The organism is Halorubrum sp. JWXQ-INN 858 (assembly GCF_009806985.1).
Lineage (GTDB): Archaea > Halobacteriota > Halobacteria > Halobacteriales > Haloferacaceae > Halorubrum.
Window position 1 is genome coordinate 327,971 of sequence record NZ_WUAX01000016.1, and the last position, 16,179, is coordinate 344,149.

Annotated in this window: 15 protein-coding genes; 9 read left to right on the forward strand and 6 right to left on the reverse strand. The window is 73.3% G+C overall.

All coding sequences use genetic code 11. From position 1 onward, the window contains the following. Nucleotides 1-13 precede the first annotated feature (13 nt). Nucleotides 14-2,950, reverse strand: a complete 2,937-nt coding sequence (locus tag GRS48_RS13540) for a DEAD/DEAH box helicase (RefSeq protein ID WP_200840284.1) — start codon at nucleotides 2,948-2,950, stop codon at nucleotides 14-16. A 155-nt stretch (nucleotides 2,951-3,105) separates the two neighbouring features. Here GRS48_RS13540 and GRS48_RS13545 point away from each other — a divergent pair, with 155 nt between their 5' ends. From GRS48_RS13545 to GRS48_RS13570, 6 genes are all read left to right on the forward strand, one after another. Further along, nucleotides 3,106-4,053 carry a DUF4129 domain-containing protein gene (locus tag GRS48_RS13545; RefSeq protein ID WP_321168461.1) on the forward strand — a complete coding sequence of 316 codons (948 nt, stop codon included), beginning with the start codon at nucleotides 3,106-3,108 and terminating at the stop codon, nucleotides 4,051-4,053. Beyond that, entirely contained in the window at nucleotides 4,053-4,616 is a 564-nt protein-coding gene (locus GRS48_RS13550; protein ID WP_321168462.1) for a hypothetical protein, read from the forward strand. The genes GRS48_RS13545 and GRS48_RS13550 overlap by 1 nt, the downstream gene beginning before the upstream one ends. After that, nucleotides 4,613-6,085 (forward strand): DUF58 domain-containing protein, encoded by a 1,473-nt coding sequence (locus GRS48_RS13555; protein WP_321168463.1) that lies wholly within the window; start codon nucleotides 4,613-4,615, stop codon nucleotides 6,083-6,085. The genes GRS48_RS13550 and GRS48_RS13555 overlap by 4 nt, the downstream gene beginning before the upstream one ends. Continuing rightward, nucleotides 6,073-6,633 (forward strand): hypothetical protein, encoded by a 561-nt coding sequence (locus GRS48_RS13560; protein WP_394351207.1) that lies wholly within the window; start codon nucleotides 6,073-6,075, stop codon nucleotides 6,631-6,633. The genes GRS48_RS13555 and GRS48_RS13560 overlap by 13 nt, the downstream gene beginning before the upstream one ends. A gap of 64 nt (nucleotides 6,634-6,697) precedes the next feature. Further along, complete coding sequence (locus tag GRS48_RS13565) at nucleotides 6,698-8,122, forward strand: glycerate kinase (protein WP_159487410.1); 1,425 nt, start codon at nucleotides 6,698-6,700, stop codon at nucleotides 8,120-8,122. Between the two features lie 165 nt (nucleotides 8,123-8,287). Then, the gene (locus GRS48_RS13570) at nucleotides 8,288-9,016 is read left to right on the forward strand and encodes an SDR family NAD(P)-dependent oxidoreductase (protein WP_159487412.1); all 729 of its coding nucleotides are present in this window, start codon (nucleotides 8,288-8,290) and stop codon (nucleotides 9,014-9,016) included. Between the two features lie 83 nt (nucleotides 9,017-9,099). On the opposite strand, the gene GRS48_RS13575 is transcribed toward GRS48_RS13570, so the two are convergent. After that, on the reverse strand, nucleotides 9,100-10,254 hold the full coding sequence (locus GRS48_RS13575) for a pyridoxal phosphate-dependent aminotransferase (protein ID WP_159487414.1): 1,155 nt from the start codon (nucleotides 10,252-10,254) through the stop codon (nucleotides 9,100-9,102). A 196-nt stretch (nucleotides 10,255-10,450) separates the two neighbouring features. Between GRS48_RS13575 and GRS48_RS13580 the strand changes: the two genes are divergently transcribed. After that, nucleotides 10,451-11,416: a PLP-dependent cysteine synthase family protein gene (locus GRS48_RS13580; RefSeq protein WP_159487416.1), complete on the forward strand. Its 966-nt coding sequence runs from the start codon at nucleotides 10,451-10,453 to the stop codon at nucleotides 11,414-11,416. 64 nt (nucleotides 11,417-11,480) lie between these two features. On the opposite strand, the gene GRS48_RS13585 is transcribed toward GRS48_RS13580, so the two are convergent. Continuing rightward, nucleotides 11,481-11,792 (reverse strand): hypothetical protein, encoded by a 312-nt coding sequence (locus tag GRS48_RS13585; RefSeq protein WP_235028075.1) that lies wholly within the window; start codon nucleotides 11,790-11,792, stop codon nucleotides 11,481-11,483. Between the two features lie 92 nt (nucleotides 11,793-11,884). Here GRS48_RS13585 and GRS48_RS13590 point away from each other — a divergent pair, with 92 nt between their 5' ends. Both GRS48_RS13590 and GRS48_RS13595 read left to right on the forward strand, forming a co-directional pair. Next, nucleotides 11,885-12,904: an endonuclease/exonuclease/phosphatase family protein gene (locus tag GRS48_RS13590; RefSeq protein ID WP_159487418.1), complete on the forward strand. Its 1,020-nt coding sequence runs from the start codon at nucleotides 11,885-11,887 to the stop codon at nucleotides 12,902-12,904. Between the two features lie 67 nt (nucleotides 12,905-12,971). Continuing rightward, a complete protein-coding gene (locus GRS48_RS13595) occupies nucleotides 12,972-13,322 on the forward strand; it encodes a VOC family protein (protein WP_159487420.1) in 351 nt (116 codons plus the stop codon). A gap of 120 nt (nucleotides 13,323-13,442) precedes the next feature. Here GRS48_RS13595 and GRS48_RS13600 read toward each other — a convergent pair whose 3' ends face one another. The 3 genes from GRS48_RS13600 to GRS48_RS13610 form a co-directional block, all read right to left on the reverse strand. After that, nucleotides 13,443-15,503 carry a PAS domain S-box protein gene (locus GRS48_RS13600; protein ID WP_321168465.1) on the reverse strand — a complete coding sequence of 687 codons (2,061 nt, stop codon included), beginning with the start codon at nucleotides 15,501-15,503 and terminating at the stop codon, nucleotides 13,443-13,445. Nucleotides 15,504-15,587: 84 nt separating this feature from the next. After that, nucleotides 15,588-15,818 (reverse strand): hypothetical protein, encoded by a 231-nt coding sequence (locus tag GRS48_RS13605; RefSeq protein ID WP_159487422.1) that lies wholly within the window; start codon nucleotides 15,816-15,818, stop codon nucleotides 15,588-15,590. Between the two features lie 51 nt (nucleotides 15,819-15,869). Then, nucleotides 15,870-16,100, reverse strand: a complete 231-nt coding sequence (locus GRS48_RS13610) for a hypothetical protein (RefSeq protein WP_159487424.1) — start codon at nucleotides 16,098-16,100, stop codon at nucleotides 15,870-15,872. Nucleotides 16,101-16,179: the final 79 nt, after the last annotated feature.

Below are 16,179 nucleotides of genomic sequence, written 5' to 3' on the forward strand. Positions count from 1 at the left end.
TAAGCGGCGGCGGTCAGTCCCAGAACGACTGCGTCCGCGCGTACTCGCGCTCCTGTCTGAGGACGTCGCGGTAGAACTCGTCCTCGTCCTCGCGCAGCCTGTTGATGATCCGGGCGGCGTTGTGCGGGCCGACGCCGCGGGCGGCCATCGCGATCACGGCCTGCTTCCCGTGGCTCTGGACGAGCCCCGCCGCGCGATACGCCCGGCGGGTCAGCCGCTCCTGCTCGTCGTCCTTCTCGTCGGCGCGGACGGCGGCGACGCTCTCCTCGTCCCACGGATTGAGCGCGGCGACGCGGGTCGATCCACAGTCGGGACACTCGGGCTGATCGCGGACCCGACGCACCGTCGTCGTCCGCCTCCAGTCGGTACAGTGGAGACAACAGAGGATCACCCGATCGTCACGGATCCGCTCGCGGACGGCGTTTATCACGTCGGCGTCGGCGTTCTCCGGCACGAGGAACTCCGTGCCGACCGACCGCCCGGCCGTCCCGAGCGGCGTCCGTTCGCGGGCGGTCGCCACCTCGATCGCGCCCGACTGGATCGCCTCGAGGACCGCCGCGGTCGCGTCGACCGCGAGGTCCGCGTGGAACACCTCGCGGAGCGCCTCCTCGTGGACGGGCGTGTCCTCCAGCGCGGCGAGGAGCCGGTCGCCACCGAACCGGCCGCGACCCTCGCGGTAGCGTTTCACCGTCCCGAACTTCGCGGCGACCTGCGCGAGGGTGAACTTCAGGGCGTCGGCGTTCCGCAGGGCCAACTCGAGGTACGCCGCGAGGTGGTCGGGGTCGGTCGTCTCGAGGACCTCGATGACGGTCCCCGGACCGACGCCCGCGGGCACCTCGAGCGTGATCCGGTACGGGTCGACGTCCATTCCGACCGACGAGCCGGTCCGCTGGCCGACGAGCGCCGCGAGCAGCCGCGCGAGCGTCTCGTTGACCGCGTGGCCGAACGCCGCGTTGACGGCGATCGTCCGCGCTTGCCCCTCGATCACGACCCGTCGGTCCGTCGGCGTCGGGTGCCCGGCCTCGACGTGGTCGACGACCGACCCCAGCGCCGCCGCGACCGTCCGTTCGTCGGCGGGGTAGCGGTCGGCGAGGTCGTCCGCGACCGCCTCGGGCGTAGATCCGGCTGCGAGCGCGTCGGCGGCCGCCCCGCGCAGCCGACCGACCTCCTCGGCGACCGGTTTCGGCACGGGGATCTCCCGGCCGACCCACGAGGGGACCTCGCCGGTCGGGTCGGCGATCGGCGTCACGCTCACGCGCTCCTCCTCCTCGTCGATCTCCGTGATCCGCCACAGCTCGCCGCGCTGGACGAACGTCTCGCCCGGGCCGGCGAAGTTCAGCACGAACCGCTCATCGAGCGTGCCGATCCCGCGCCGCGAGGAGAGGTCGTACACCTCGTAGGTCGACTCGTCGGGGATCATCGAGAGGTTCGCGTAGAAGTACTGCCAGGTTCCGCCCGACTTCGAGAGCGTGTCCGACTCCTCCTCGAGCCACAGCAGGTGGTTGCCGTCGAGCTCGCGAACGACCTCCTGGAACGCCGGCTCCGAGAGGTCCCGGAACGGGTAGGCGCTCGTCACCGTCTCGTACACCGCCCGGGCGTGGACGTCCCCCTCGTCCATCACGACGCCGACGACCTGGTTCGCGACGGTGTCGAGGCTGCCGTGGTGGATCGCCGCCGGCTCGACGAGCCCCTCGCCGGCGCGGCGGGCGATCGCCATCGCCTCCAGCGTGTCGTCGCCCCCCTGCGTCACGACGGTCGCGCGCGAGACGCGGTCGTGGCGGTGGCCGGCCCGTCCCACCCGCTGGAGCAGGCGGGCGACCTCGCGGGGGCTGCCGTACTGGACGACGTGGTCGACGCGGCCCACGTCGATGCCGAGCTCCATCGACGACGTACAGACGAGCCCGTCTATCGCGCCCGACTTGAACCGGTCTTCGACGTCGACCCGGACGTCCGAGGAGAGCGAGCCGTGGTGGACCTCGATCGTCACCGGCCCCTCGCCGCGATCGCCGACGTCGTCACCGGTGAGATCGCGCTCGCGCTCCGCTAACGCCTTGAACCGGGACCCGAGCGCCTCCGCCGTCTGCCGGGTGTTGACGAAGACCAACGTCGACTCGTGCTCGCGGACGATCCGTCGGATCGTCCGCACGTGGCTCGCGGTCGTCTCGTCGACCGCGAGCTCGCCCGCCAGCCCCGCGTCGCGGTCCGTGATCGGCGGGTCGAGCACCCGGACGTCGAGCCGGGAGCCGGCGTCGACGGTCACCGTCTCGAACTCGCGATCGCCCGGGCGGTCGGGGTCGCGCCGGCCGCAGCCGACGAGGAACCGGCCGACCTCGTCGGGCGAGCCGACGGTGGCCGAGAGGCCGATCCGCTGGAACGGCCCCGCGAGGCGACGCAGGCGTTCGAGCCCGACCGTGAGCTGTGCCCCGCGCTTCGCGGAGGCCAGCTCGTGGACCTCGTCGATCACGACGTGTTCGACGTCCGCCAGCGCGACCCGCATCTTCGACCCCGTGAGGATCGCCTGCAGGCTCTCCGGCGTCGTGATGAGCACGTCCGGCGGGTCGTTCGCCTGCTTCGTCCGCTGGTACCGGGTGGTGTCGCCGTGCCTGACGGCGACGTCGACGTCGAGCCGGTCGCCCCACCACTCCAGCCGGTCCATCATGTCGCGGTTGAGCGCGCGGAGGGGAGTGACGTACAGCGCCGAGATCCCCTCGCGCGGCGGGTCGCCGGGGGCGTCCCGCGCGGCGACGACCGCGTCGAGAACGGGGAGCATCGCCGTCTCCGTCTTGCCGGTTCCGGTCGGGGCGAGCACGAGCACGTTCCGACCGGACGCGAGCGCCGGGATCGCCGCCCGCTGTGGCTCCGTCGGCGTCGAGAACCCGCGCTCCGAGAGCGCCTCGCGAACCGCTGGACCGAGGTGCGTGAACGCGTCCATCCCCACGGAGTCAGCCATCGACCCTCGTAGGGCGCTCGGCCGATTAAGGGCGTCGCCCGGGCGGGTCCCCGCCGAGAGCCGTTCCTTCGGGCGGACGTCTCCCGATCGAGAGTCGTTCGGGTGGACGGATCCCCCGCCGAAAGCTATTCCCCCGGGTGGACGTATCCTGTAGCGTGAAACGGGAGTTCCTCGTCGCGGTCCTCCTCGCCCTCCTCGCGGTCGTCGCGCTCGGCATCGCCGCGGCGACGCTCGACTCCGCGGTGACGACCGACGGCGGCGGCTTCGGCGGGAGCGGGTCGGCGGGCGGGATCGGGCAGGCCGACGAGCCCGACCGGACCGGCCTCGGCGAGACGACCGGCGGGCGGACGGACCTCTCCGTCGCGGGCGTCTGTTACGACTCCCTCCGGGAGCCGCCGGCGCTGCTCGTCCTCGTCGGCCTGTTCCTCCTGATCGGGTGGCTCGCCCATCGCGACACCGGCTCCCTGTTCGCGGCGGGCGTCGTCGCCGTGACCGTGTTCCTCCCGATCGGCGGGGCGTGGCTCCTCCTCTCCACCTGTCGGACCGCGACGTTCGACCTGCAGTTCTCGTTCGCGGACGACGACGGCGACGGGCTCTTCGCGGTCGGGGGCGGCGGAGTGCCGGGGATCGGCGGCGAGGGCGACGCCGTCTCGACGCCGGAGGCGCTGTTCCTCGTGGCGGTCGCCGTCGCCCTGATCGCGAGCGTGCTCGTGCTCCTGGCGGCGGGCGGCGACGACGGGGCCGCCGGCGGGGCGACGACGGACGCCGACGACGCCCCCGGAACTGAGCCGGACCTGGCCGCGGTCGGGCGGGCGGCGGGGACGGCGGCCGACCGGATCGAGTCGGCCGACGCCGACAACGAGGTGTACCGCGCCTGGCGGGAGATGACGGCGGTCCTCGACGTGGACCGGCCGGCGTCGTCGACCCCGGCGGAGTTCGCCGAGGCGGCGATCGCGGCGGGCGTCGACCCCGAACCGGTCGACGACCTGACCGACGTCTTCGAGCGGGTCCGGTACGGCGGCGCGGACCCGACCGGCGAGCGGGAGCGACGGGCGGTCGAGGCCCTGCGCCGGATCGAGGCGGCTCACGGGGGCGAGGAGTAGTGCGGATCGTCGTCGCCGTCGGCGTCGCCGCCGTGCTCGCCGGCTTCCTGGTCCTCGTCGATCGCGGGCTCGCGGGCGTGCTCGACCTCTCGTACGTCGCGGTGACGCTCGTCGGCACGCTCGGGATCGTCCAGGGGGTCCGGTACGCGAACGCGCGCCGACGCCGGACGACGCGCACGATCGACCTCGGCGAGCCGGAGCGGCGGGCTCGTGCGGCGGTTCCGGGGAGCGACGTCGACGACGCCATCGACCGGGCGACCGGGCGCGTGGGGCGGCGCTACGAGCCGCGAAACGGCGTCCGCGAGCGGGTCCGGGCGCTGGCGATCGACGCGGTCGCCCGCGACCGGAACTGCTCGCGCGAGACCGCCGCGACGCTCGTGGACGCGGGGACGTGGACGGACGACCGGGTCGCCGCCGCGTTCCTCGCCGCGGACGCGACGTACCCGGTCCGGGTGCGTCTGCGCGCCCGCCTGCTCGGCCGGTCGCTGTACCGGCTCGGCGCGACCGCCGCGGTCGACGCGGTCGGGCGGCTCGAAACGGCGGTGCCGGGGGACGAACCGTGACCGCCGAGGGACGGGCCGTGACCTCCGGGGGCGACGACGACGAGCCGACGGCCGGCGAGAGGGCCGATGACGGGTCGGCGTCCGATCGTCGGCCGCTTCGCGCGTTCGACACCGGGCGCTGGGTCGGGGTGGTCGGCGTCGCGCTGGTGCTCGTCGGCGTCGGGGTCGTCCTCCGCCAGCCGGGGCCGGTGCTCGCGGGGGCGGTCGGCGTCGGCTACGGGCTGTACGCGCGGGCCGACGACGCCCCGGAGGCGACCGTCGCGGTCGAGCGCACGCCGAGCGACGAGTCGCCGGATCCCGGGGACGCGGTGACCGTGACCGTCAGGGTCGAGAACGTCGGCGACGCGACCCTCCCGGACCTGCGGCTCGTCGACGGCGTCCCCCCGGCGCTCGAGGTCGTCGACGGGCCCGCCCGGTTCGCGACCGCGCTGGGTCCGGGCGCGGTCGCGACGTTCTCGTACGCCGTGCGGGCGACTCGGGGAGCACACGAGTGGGGGACGCTCCGCGCGGTCGCCCGGAACCGGTCGGGGTCGCGGGAGCGGGAGACGCGGGTCGAAGTCGGGACGCGACTGGTGTGTACCCCGTCGCTCGACGCGGGCGGCGACCTCCCGCTCCGCGGACTCACGACCCGGTATCACGGCCGGGTCCCGACCGACGTCGGCGGCTCCGGCGTCGAGTTCTACGCGACGCGGGAGTACCGCCGCGGCGACCCGCTCAAGCGGATCGACTGGAACCGGCGCGCCCGGACCGGCGAGCTGGCGACGCTCGAACTGCGCGAGGAGCGGGCCGCCACCGTCGTCCTGTTGGTCGACGCCCGCGAGGCCGCGTACGTCGCGCCCGAGCCGGACGCGGACACCGCGGTGGAGGCGAGCGTCGACGCCGCCGGGCAGGCGTTCTCGGCGCTGCTCGCGGCCGGCGACCGCGTCGGGATCGCGACGCTCGGCCCGCACGACTGCTGGCTGCCGCCCGGCACCGGCACCGAACACGCGGTCCGGGGCCGGGAGACGCTCGCGACCGACCCGGCGCTCGCGCCCACGCCGAGCGACGAGGGGTTCTACCCGTCGCTGTGGTTCCGCCGGTTCCGCCGCCGGCTCCCGGCCGACGCGCAGGTGTTGTTCTTCAGCCCGCTCGTCGACCGCTACGCCCCGACGATCGCGCGGCGGATCGACGCGTACGGTCACCTCGTGACCGTGCTCTCCCCGGACGTGACCGGGTCGGACAGCGTCGGTCGGCGGCTCGCCGGGTTCGAGCGCCGGCGGCGGCTCCGTCGGCTCCGCGGGGCCGGGATCCGGACGATCGAGTGGGACCCGGGGCGGGAGGTGGCTGGTCAGCGAGAGACGGAGCGTGGGGAGGCCGACCCCGGCGAAAACGGTCGAAAGCGGGGCGATGGGGACGGGACCGGTCGAGAGGGCACCGGTCGGTCGTTCCCCGTCGCCGTCGCGCACGCGACCGGGCGGTGGTCGCCGTGACCGGCGGGCGCGTGCCGACGCGATCGGACGCGTCGGCGCGGGACGATCGCTCGCCGGAGCGGGACACCCGCCCGCCGACGGAGGCGGTCGTCGTCAGCGTCGTCGCCGGCGCGGTCGCGGTCGGGGCGGCCCTGATCGCCGCGCCGCTCGCTGGGGCCGTCGTCGGCCTCGGGGTCGCCGTGATCGCGGTCGGGACGACCCTGCTCGCGTCCGAGCGCGTCCTGCTGTGGGGGGCCGGGATCGGCGTGGTCGGGCTCGCGGCCGCGGGCTACACGGGGGCCCCGCCGGAGCCGCTGCTCGTCGTCGCCGTCGCGCTCGCGGTCGCGTGGGACGCCGCCGACCACGGGCTCTCGCTCGGCCGGCACGTCGGGCGGGGCGCTGGGGCCCGGCGGAACGTCGCCGTCCACGCGGGCAGTGCCGCCCTCGTCGGCGTCGTCGCCGTCGGCGTCGTCTACCTCGTCTACGCGCTCGCGGCCGGCGGCCAGCCCGTCACGGCGCTGGCGCTGCTGCTGCTCGGCGCGATCGCGCTGGCGTCGGCGTTTAAGTGAGCGCTGGCGTCGGCCCGCCCTCCCGCGCGACATCTACATGGTGGCCGGGACGGAACGGGGGCCCATGGACGAGCGCGACGAAGCCGCGGAGACGCCCGAGGCGGCAAGAGCTGCTGAGGCGACGGCAGCGACCGAGGCGGCGGCACACGCGGTCGCGGTCGACTGTCTGTCCGCGGGGATCGCGGCGGCACGCCCCGACCGCGCCGTCGCGGCGGCGCTCGCGGTCGACGACGGTGACCTCGTCGTCACGGACGTCGGCGGCGCGACGGCGCGGTACGACCTCGACGCGTACCGGGACGTGGTCGTGGTCGGCGGCGGCAACGCGGCCGGCGGGCTCGCGGCGGTCCTCGAGTCGACGCTCGGCGATCGGATCGCCCGCGGGGCGGTCGTCACGGACGACGACGCGACGACGGGGGTCGTCGAGACCCTCCCCGGCGACCACCCGCTCCCGAGCGAACGGGGGGTCGCGGGCGCACGGCGGGTGCTCGAGATCGCGACGGCGGCCGACGAGGACGACCTCGTGATCGTCGCGATCACGGGCGGGGCGAGCGCGCTGCTTGCGGCCCCGGCGGAGCCCCCGTCGCTGGCGGACCTCCGGGCGGTCACCGAGGCCCTGCTGGCGTCGGGGGCGACGATCGACGAGATCAACGCCGTCAGGAAACACTGCTCGGCGACGAAGGGCGGGCGGCTCGCTCGGGCCGCCGCGCCCGCGACGGTCGTGACGCTCGCGGTGAGCGACGTCGTCGGCGACGACCCGAGCGTGATCGGGAGCGGCCCGACCGTCCCGGACCCGACGACGTACGCCGACGCGCTCGACGTGGTCCGACGCTACGGCCTCGCGGTTCCGCCGGCCGTCCGCGACCACCTCCGCGCCGGCGACGCGGGCGAGCGCCCCGAGACGCCGACGGCGGACGATCCGGCCTTCGACCGGACGAGCGTCCACGTCCTCGCGAGCGGGCGGACCGCGCTCGCGGCGGCCGCCGACGCCGCCGCCGAACGGGGGTACGACCCGGTCGTCCTCGCCGCCGGCGTGCGCGGCGAGGCCCGGGAGTCCGCGCTCACCCACGTCGCCGTCGCCGAGGAGTGTCGCGAGACGGGGTCGCCGGCCGCCCCGCCGACCGTACTCCTCTCGGGCGGGGAGACGACGGTGACGCTTCGCGATCAGGGCGGGACGACCGAGGAGTGCGAGAGCGCGACTGCGGGGCGCGGCGGGCCGAACCAGGAGTTCGCGCTGAGCGCCGGGCTCGCGCTGTCCGACGACGGGATCGCGGTCGCGAGCGTCGACACCGACGGGATCGACGGGCCGACCGACGCCGCCGGCGCGGTCGTCGACGCCGGGACCGTTCCGGACCGCGAGGGGCGCGACGCGCTCGACCGCAACGACGCGTACGGCGTTCTCGACGCGGCCGACGCCCTGATCCGGACCGGGCCGACGGGGACGAACGTCAACGACCTCCGTGTCATGGTCGTGACGCCCGGGAGCGAGTGAGCGCCCGAACATTCACGCACCCGAGCGCGCCGCCTTTTCGCACCGTCCGCCGCACCGATCGCCGCGCGAACCGTCCCACCGATCGTCGCGCGGACCGCCGCACCGATCGCCGCACGGACCGCCGCGTCCGGAAGGACGAAGTCTCCCCCGCCGCCTCGTGAGGGTATGCCAGCCACAGTCGTGACCGGCTCGTCGCGGGGCATCGGGGCGGCGATCGCCGAGCGGTTCGCCGAGGACGGCTACGACGTCGCGGTGAACTACCACACGAGCGAGGACGCCGCCGACCAGGTCGCCGAGGCGGTGCGCGACCGGGGCCAGGAGGCGATCGTCGTCGGCGCGGACGTCTCGGACCCCGACGCCGCCGCCCGGCTCGTCGACGCCGCGGCCGACGCCTTCGGCGGCGTCGACCACGTCGTCAACAACGCCGGGATCGACCAGCACGTGTACACCGAATCCCTCGACCCCGCCGACTTCGACCGTGTCATGGACGTCAACGTCAACTCCGCGTTCGCCGTGACGAAGGCCGCACTGCCGCATCTCCGGGCGTCGGCCGACGACCCGTCGGTGACGAACGTCTCGTCGATCCTCGCACACACCGGCGCGCCGATCGAGTGCCACTACGCCGCCTCGAAGGGGGCGCTCCTCTCGTTGACCCGCAGCCACGCCGGCGACTTCGCGCCCGACGTGCGCGTGAACGCGATCGCGCCCGGCCACGTCGAGACGGGGATGACCGCCGACCGGACGGCCGCGGAGAAACGCGAGGAGCTGGCGCGGATCCCCGTCGAGCGGTACGGCCAGCCCGCCGACATCGCCGACGCCGCCGCCTACCTCCGCGACGCGGCGTTCGTCACCGGCGAGACGCTGAACGTGAACGGCGGGGAGCTAATGGGGTGACGCCGAACGCGAACGGCGGAGAACCGATGGGGTGACGCCGAACGCGAACGGCGGGGAGCCGATGGGGTGATTCCCGCCGCCGCTCAGTACGCGTCGAGCCCGGCCTCGATCCGGTCGAACCCCTCCTCGAGCCGGTCGACGGAGTTGGCGAAGGAGAGCCGCAGCCGGCCCGGAGCGGTGTCGCCGAAGCCGTCGCCGGGGGCGAGCACGACGCCGTGTTCCTCCAGCAGGAACGTCGCGATCGAGAGGCTGTCGTCGTCGATTCCGGGGTCTAAGAACGCGTAGAACGCGCCCTCCGGCCGCGGACACGAGAGGCCGTCGATCGCCGCGACGCGGTCGACGACGAGGTCGCGCCGGCGGTGGAACTCGCGGCGCATCTCCTCGAACGGCTCCCGCGGGCCGGTGAGCGCGGCGATCGCGGCGTGTTGGGCCACGCTGGAGGCGCAGGCGGTCGTCGACTCGCGGACCTTCGCGACCTCGTTTATGAGGTGTCGGTCGCCAGCCAGCCACCCCAGCCGCCAGCCGGTCATCGCGTACGCCTTCGAGCAGGAGCCGACGGTCAACACGTGTTCCGGGTGGCCGGTGTACGACGCGATCCCCTCCGCGGGGCCGTCGTAGGTGAGCCCGAGGTACACCTCGTCGGCGATCACGTACGCGTCGTGGTCGGCGGCCGCCTCGACGACCGCCCGGCACGCCTCGGGGTCGAAGACGCGCCCGGTCGGGTTCGACGGCGTGGTGAGCACGACCGCCGCGGTGTCGTCCCCCATCGCCTCGATGAGCCGGTCGGCGTCGAGGTCGAACCCCGACGCGGCCGGCATCGGAACCTCCCGAAGCGTCCCGTCCGCGAGCGTCGCCTGCGTCGCGTAGTTGGGCCACGTCGGCCCCGGGACGAGCAGCTCCTCGCCGGGCGAGACGGTCGCGAGGACGGCGAGGTGGAGCGCCTCCATCCCGCCGACGGTGACGACGACCTCCTCGGGGTCGTGCGTGACGCCGAACTCCGTGGCCATCGTGTCGCAGATCGCGCGACGACACGCCGGGAGCCCCGCGTTCGAGGTATAGTGCGTCGCGCCGCCCCGGGCGGCGCGTTCGGCGGCGTCGATGACGTGTTCCGGAGTGTCGAAGTCGGGCTCGCCGACCTCGAGCCGGACGAGGTCGCCGTCGTGTCGCTCCGCGAGGTCGAACATGACGCGGATGCTCGACCGTTCGGCTCGGCGGACGCGCTCCGTCGGGGTGGGCATACGCTACGGACGGCGATCCCGTTCAAAAGAGGTCGGATGCCGGAAATCGGCGTGGGGACGGCCAGGCGAGGGCGACACGGCGAGGGTGAGGCGAGACGCACGATACGGGACGAGACGCACGGTGCGGGACGGGGCGCACAGTGCGGGACGAGACGCGACGTTTTTAATGGCCCGGACGTGTTGGTTCGACCGACAAATGAGCCTCCGAAACGCGGCCCCGACGACGCTCGACGCGGTCGGTGACTCGCCGATGATCGACCTCCCCTCCGTCGTCGGCGACGACGACGCGTCCGTCCACGTGAAGTGGGAGGGCGGGAACCCGACCGGCAGCCTGAAAGACCGGATGGCGCTCGCGATGGTCGAGGCCGCCCGGGAGCGCGGGGACCTCGAGCCGGGCGAGCCCGTCGTCGAGTTCACCGGCGGCAGCACCGGATCGAGCCTCGCGTTCGTCTGTGCCGCGCTCGACCACCCGTTCTCGGTCGTCACCGCGGACTGCGTCGCCGACGAGAAGATCGCGTCGATGCGCGCGCTCGGCGCGCGCGTCGAGGTGGTCGAGACCCCGAACGGGGCCCCTTACGACGGGCTCTTCGACGACCTCCGCGCCGAGGCGGACCGGATCGCCGAGGAGACGGGCGCGTACTTCACCAACCAGTTCGAGAACGCGGACCAGCTCGACGGCTACCGCGAGCTCGGCGCGGAGATCCTCGCCCAGCGCCCTGACGTCGACGAGTTCGTGATGACCGTCGGCACCGGCGGCTGCGCGATGGGCACCGCGCGGGCCCTCCGCGCCGCCGACGCCGACGTCCGCGTCTCCGTCGTCGAGCCCGCCGAGTCGCCGGTGCTCACCGACGGGACGACCGGCGAGCACAGCGTACAGGGGACGGCGATCGTCGGCTCCCCGCCGCTCGTCGACCCCGACCTGTACGACCGCGTGTACACGATCCCCAACGCGGAGGGGATCGAGCGGGCCCGCGAGATCGCGACCGAGGAGGGGCTGCTCGTCGGGACGAGCACGGGGATGAACGTCGCCGCGGCGGCCCGCGCCGCCGCGGACCACGGCCCCGACGGGACCGTCGTCACGGTCGCCTGCGACACGGGCCTTAAATACCTCTCCGAGGGGCTCTACGACGGCCTCGAGGGGTCGACGTTCTGTCTCGTCTGAGCACGACGAGGCGGGCTCGCCGACGAGACGGGCTCGCGCGGCCTCGAGCGGGATCGCCGGCCGGCTACGAGCGGTCGCCGAGCGACCGCTGCACCGCGCCGTCGCCGCCGCGGAGCCGACGGCGGCGCTTGTCGTAGGCGGCCTCGAGCTTCGCGTTGGTCGCCCGCGAGACGAGGTAGAGGTCGACCTCGCCGTCGTCGTTCGGGTGGGCGCTCGCCACCCACACGTGGCCGTCGCCGGTCGAGAGGTCGGCTGCCCAGCGCTCGGCGGCGGCGCGGCTCCCGAACGCGTGGCGGGGCCCGCCCTCGAAGACGAGCCGCCCGACCTTCGCGTTCCGCTTGCGTGCGGACGGTTTCACGGCGACGACGACGCTCACGCGTGACGTTCGGGCGTCATCGCTTAAAAATCCCGTCGGACGCCCCGCGTCCGCCGCGCCCTTTAACAGGGCGCGCACCGAGACGACGAACGATGACACGGCTCCGGGCGATGAGCTACAACGTTCGCTACGACAACCGGAACGACCACCACGACGCCTGGTACGTGCGTCGCGACGGCGTGGCGGACCTCGTCCGGTTCCACCGCCCCGACGTCGTCGGGTTCCAGGAGCCGCTCGCCGAGCAGCGGGAGGACCTGGGCGACCGTCTCCCGGGCTACGAGTTCGTGGGCCGCGGGCGTCGGGGCGACGGCGAGGGAGAGGGTTGTCCGGTCGCGGTCCGAACGGACCGGTGGGACGTCGTCGACGACGGAACGTTCTGGCTCTCGGAGACGCCCGCGGAGCCGTCGACCGCGTGGGACGCCTCCTACCCGCGGATCGCCACCTGGGCACGCCTGACGCTGCGGCGCGACGGGACGGACGACGCTTCGATCGGCGGGATCGACGACGGCCCGGCCGACGACGACCCCGCCGATGGGGCATCGACCGACACCTCGTTGATCGTGATGAACACCCACCTCGACCACGTCGGCGTCAGGGCTCGGCGCGAGTCCGCGCGGCTACTCCGTGACCGGGCCGCCGACCTCGCCACGATCGCGGGCCCGGAAGGAGGTGCGAAAGGGGGCGAGTCCGGAGCACGAGCGCAGGCGCGCACACCGGTCGTCCTCGTCGGCGACTTCAACTGTACGCCCGGCTCGGAACCCCACCGGATCCTGACGGCGCTCGACGGGACGGACGCGGGCCGAGACGGGACGGACGCGGGCCGAGACGAGACGGACGAGGATCGAGACGGGACGGACGCGGGCCGAGACGAGACGGACGAGGATCGAGACGGCGGGGCAGCCCTCCGCGACGCCGCCCGCGACGCGACCGTGCGTCACGGCCCCGCGACGAGCCTCACCGACTTCGCAAACCTGATCGACGGGCGGCGGATCGATCACGTCCTCGTCTCCCCGGCCGTCGACGTCGAGGCGTTCGCGACGCTCGCCGACCGCGACGACCGCGGACGCTACCCGTCCGACCACCTCCCCGTGCTCGCCCGGCTCTCGCTGTGAGCGTTTGAAACGTCCCACGTACCGAGCCACGGCGCTTTTTAAGTCGGTGCCGAACGACGGGACGCCCATGTCCGGGATCGTCTTCTTCGCGACCGAGAACCGCGAGGCCGTCGTCGACTTCTACACGGGGCCGATGGGAGCCGAGGTGTGGCTCGAACAGCCCGACTGCACGATACTCCGCCACGACAACCTCCTGTTCGGCTTCTGTTCGCGCGACCGAACCGACGACTGCGGGATCGTCACGTTCGTCTACCCCGATCGCGGCGGCGTCGACGCCGCACACGACCGCCTCGGCGACGCCGCTCGCGAGGAGCCGCACGAGAATCCGACGTACGACATCTATCAGTTCTTCGCGATCGACCCCGACGGCCGGACCGTCGAGTGCCAGGCGTTCCTCGACGACGCCGTCGATCTATAACGTCCGACGGGGACGGTGCCGTCGACGTGTAAAGTCCGACGGAGACGGCGCGGAGTCGACCCCGACCGTCACTCCCGGGCGGGCAGCCGGACAGTCACTCCCGGGCGGGCAGCCGGACAGTCACTCCCGGGCTGGCAGCCGGACCGTCACGGTGGTCCCCGACGACGTCGTCGCGTCGACATCGCCGTCGAGCGTCGTGACGATCCAGAACACCAGCCACAGCCCGAGCCCCTGCCCGTGCACGAGCGGCGTCTCCTCGCCGGATTCGAGAACCGACCGTTCGTCCGCGGGGATCCCGGGTCCGTCGTCGGTCACGGCGACCGCGACGTCGGCGTCGGTGACCGTCACCTCGACGTCGACGGCCGGGGGCGTCCCCCCGTGTTTGGCGGCGTTGTCGAGGAGCTCCCACAGCGCGGTCTCCACGCGCGGGAGCGTCCTCGCGACGGCCTCCTCGGGGGCATCGACGGTCACCGAGACCTCGGGATAGCGCGTCCGCAGCTGGTCGACGAGCCGGTCGACGATCGGGACGAAGTCGACCGACTCCAGCTCGACCGACAGGTCCCGGTTCTCCTCGATCCGCTGTGCGGACTCGCTTAAGTCGATCAACCGGTTCGCGGTCTCCCCGATGAGCGCCGCCCGCTTTTCGGCGTCACCCTCGAGTTCGTCCGCGAGCAGTCCGGCGTAGCCGCTGATGACGGTCATGTCGTTCCGGAGGTTGTGCCGGAGGACCCGGTTGATGACGCCTATCAACTGCTCGCGCTGGCGGCGTTCGGTCGCGTCGCGGGCCATCAACAGGACGCCGACGATGTCGTCGGGCGTCCGCGCCGCGTCCGGCACGCTTCCGTCGTAGATCGGGGCCCCACGCACGTCCGCGTAGACGGTCCGGCCGGCCTTCGTCTTCAGCGGGAAGTCCCGCGCTTGGGTCGTCTCGCCCTCCAGTACCACCGACAGCTTCTCCATCGCCCAGTCGGTCGTGTCGGCGTCCGGGTGGGTGACGGAGAGAGGTCGCCCCTCGAGCTCCGCGGGCGCGTAGCCGAGGAACGCCTCGACGGACGGCGAACAGTAGGTGAACCGGCCGTCGAGGTCGGCCCGGAAGACGGAGTCGAACGTCGTGTCGACGACCGCGCGATAGATCTCGGTCCGTTCGTCCAGCTCCCGCTCGCTGTCCGCGAGCGCGCGACGCTGCCGCTCGTCGCGCGTCACGTCGACGAACGACACGATCCGGGCCGTCGAGTCGTCGAACGCCACGGCGCTCGTCGTGACCGAGTAGTACCGGGTCCCGTCGCCGTCCGCGTCCTCGCGGTCGTGGCCGTCGTCACGAGCGAGGATCCGTTCGTCGCCGTCGACGACGGCCGCGACGGCCGGCAGGACCGTGGCCAGTCGGTCGCCGCGCGCATCCGCGAGCTCGGGGAACGTCGCCTCGGCGGCGGGGGAGTGGTCACGGATCGTCCCCTCGGCGTCGAGGAAGACGACCGCGTCGTCGTCGTGGTCGTCCCTTCGGGCGGCCAGGAACCGACCGTCGAAGGCGAACAGGACGCCGATCGCGAACGCCGCCACCCCGAGCGGTGCGTAGAGGACGTTTATCAGCCACGGTGTCGTGAGCGCACCGACGTCGAGGAGGACCGGCAGCCCGAGCAGCGCCGTCAGCGCGCTGAGCGGCCCGGTGTCGTATCCGGACAGGGCGTACTGCTCGAGGAGCACGAACAGCCCCAGCGCCGAGAGCACGTACGCCAGCCCGGTGACGCTCCAGTGGAGGACGCCGTGTTCGATCGCGAGGTACGCGAACGGCGTCGTCGCCTCCGTCGCCGAGAAGTACAGGCCGTGGAGCGGGTTCGTGACCTTGACGAGCGACACCGTCACGAAGACCACGAGCCCGAGCCGCCGCAGCGCCGGCCGTCGGTGGTAGCGTCGGTTCGTGTACGCGGAACAGAAGTAGAGCCAGGGCCAGACGGTGGCGAAGCCGAGGACGAGCCCGACGAGATACGTCGGCTCCCGGAGCGGGTCCGGGACGAGGAAGAACGCGACGGTCGACAGCGACCACGCCCCGGTCGTCGCGAGCAGCCAGACCAGGCCCCGCCGGACGTCAGGGAGGTCGAACGCCCGTGCTCGCGGGATCGCGGCCAGACAGACGAGCCCGCTCGCCGCGAACACCGCCACGTAGATCAGGCTCGCGGCGTTCACGACCGGCCTGCCCTCATCGTTATCCTTCTTTAGTGAATCGGTAAAATAAACATTGTGGAGGGGCGGACGCTCCGTTGATCGGTGTCACTCCGCGAGGGTGTACGCGTCGCGCCACTCCGCGGCCCGCTCCGCCGCGGCGTCCCGGTCGTCGTAGCGCTCGCGTTCGTAGACGCGCCCGTCGACGGCCTGCTCCATCACGTCGAGCCTGACGACCGCGCCGCCGTCGGCCCGGTTGCGGAGCCGCACGGTCGCGTATCCGTCCGACCGCGCCCATTCGGTGACCACGTCGTCCTCGCGGGACAGTTCCCAGCTCATACCGAAGGGGGTCGCCGACGCGGCTAAAAGGGCGCGATCGCCGTCGCGGGGCTACTCGACCCACCAGGCCGCGTCGTCCGTCGAACTCTCCGCATCGTCCGCCGAACCCTCCGCGGCGTCCACCAAACCCTCCGCGTCGTCCGCCCGGCCGGTCGACGGCCCGGTGACGTGATCGCACGACGGACACACCGCGTACCCGAGCGTGTCGTACGGGACCGCCGTCGACGGGGCCGTCGCTTCGCAGTCGGGACAGTCGAACGTCGACGCCTCCTCGATTGCCATGGTTCCCGATCGGGGACGATCCACTTGGTTATGCGGCGCTTGATGGCGGGGTTCGGGAACCCTGTTTATATACTCCCCC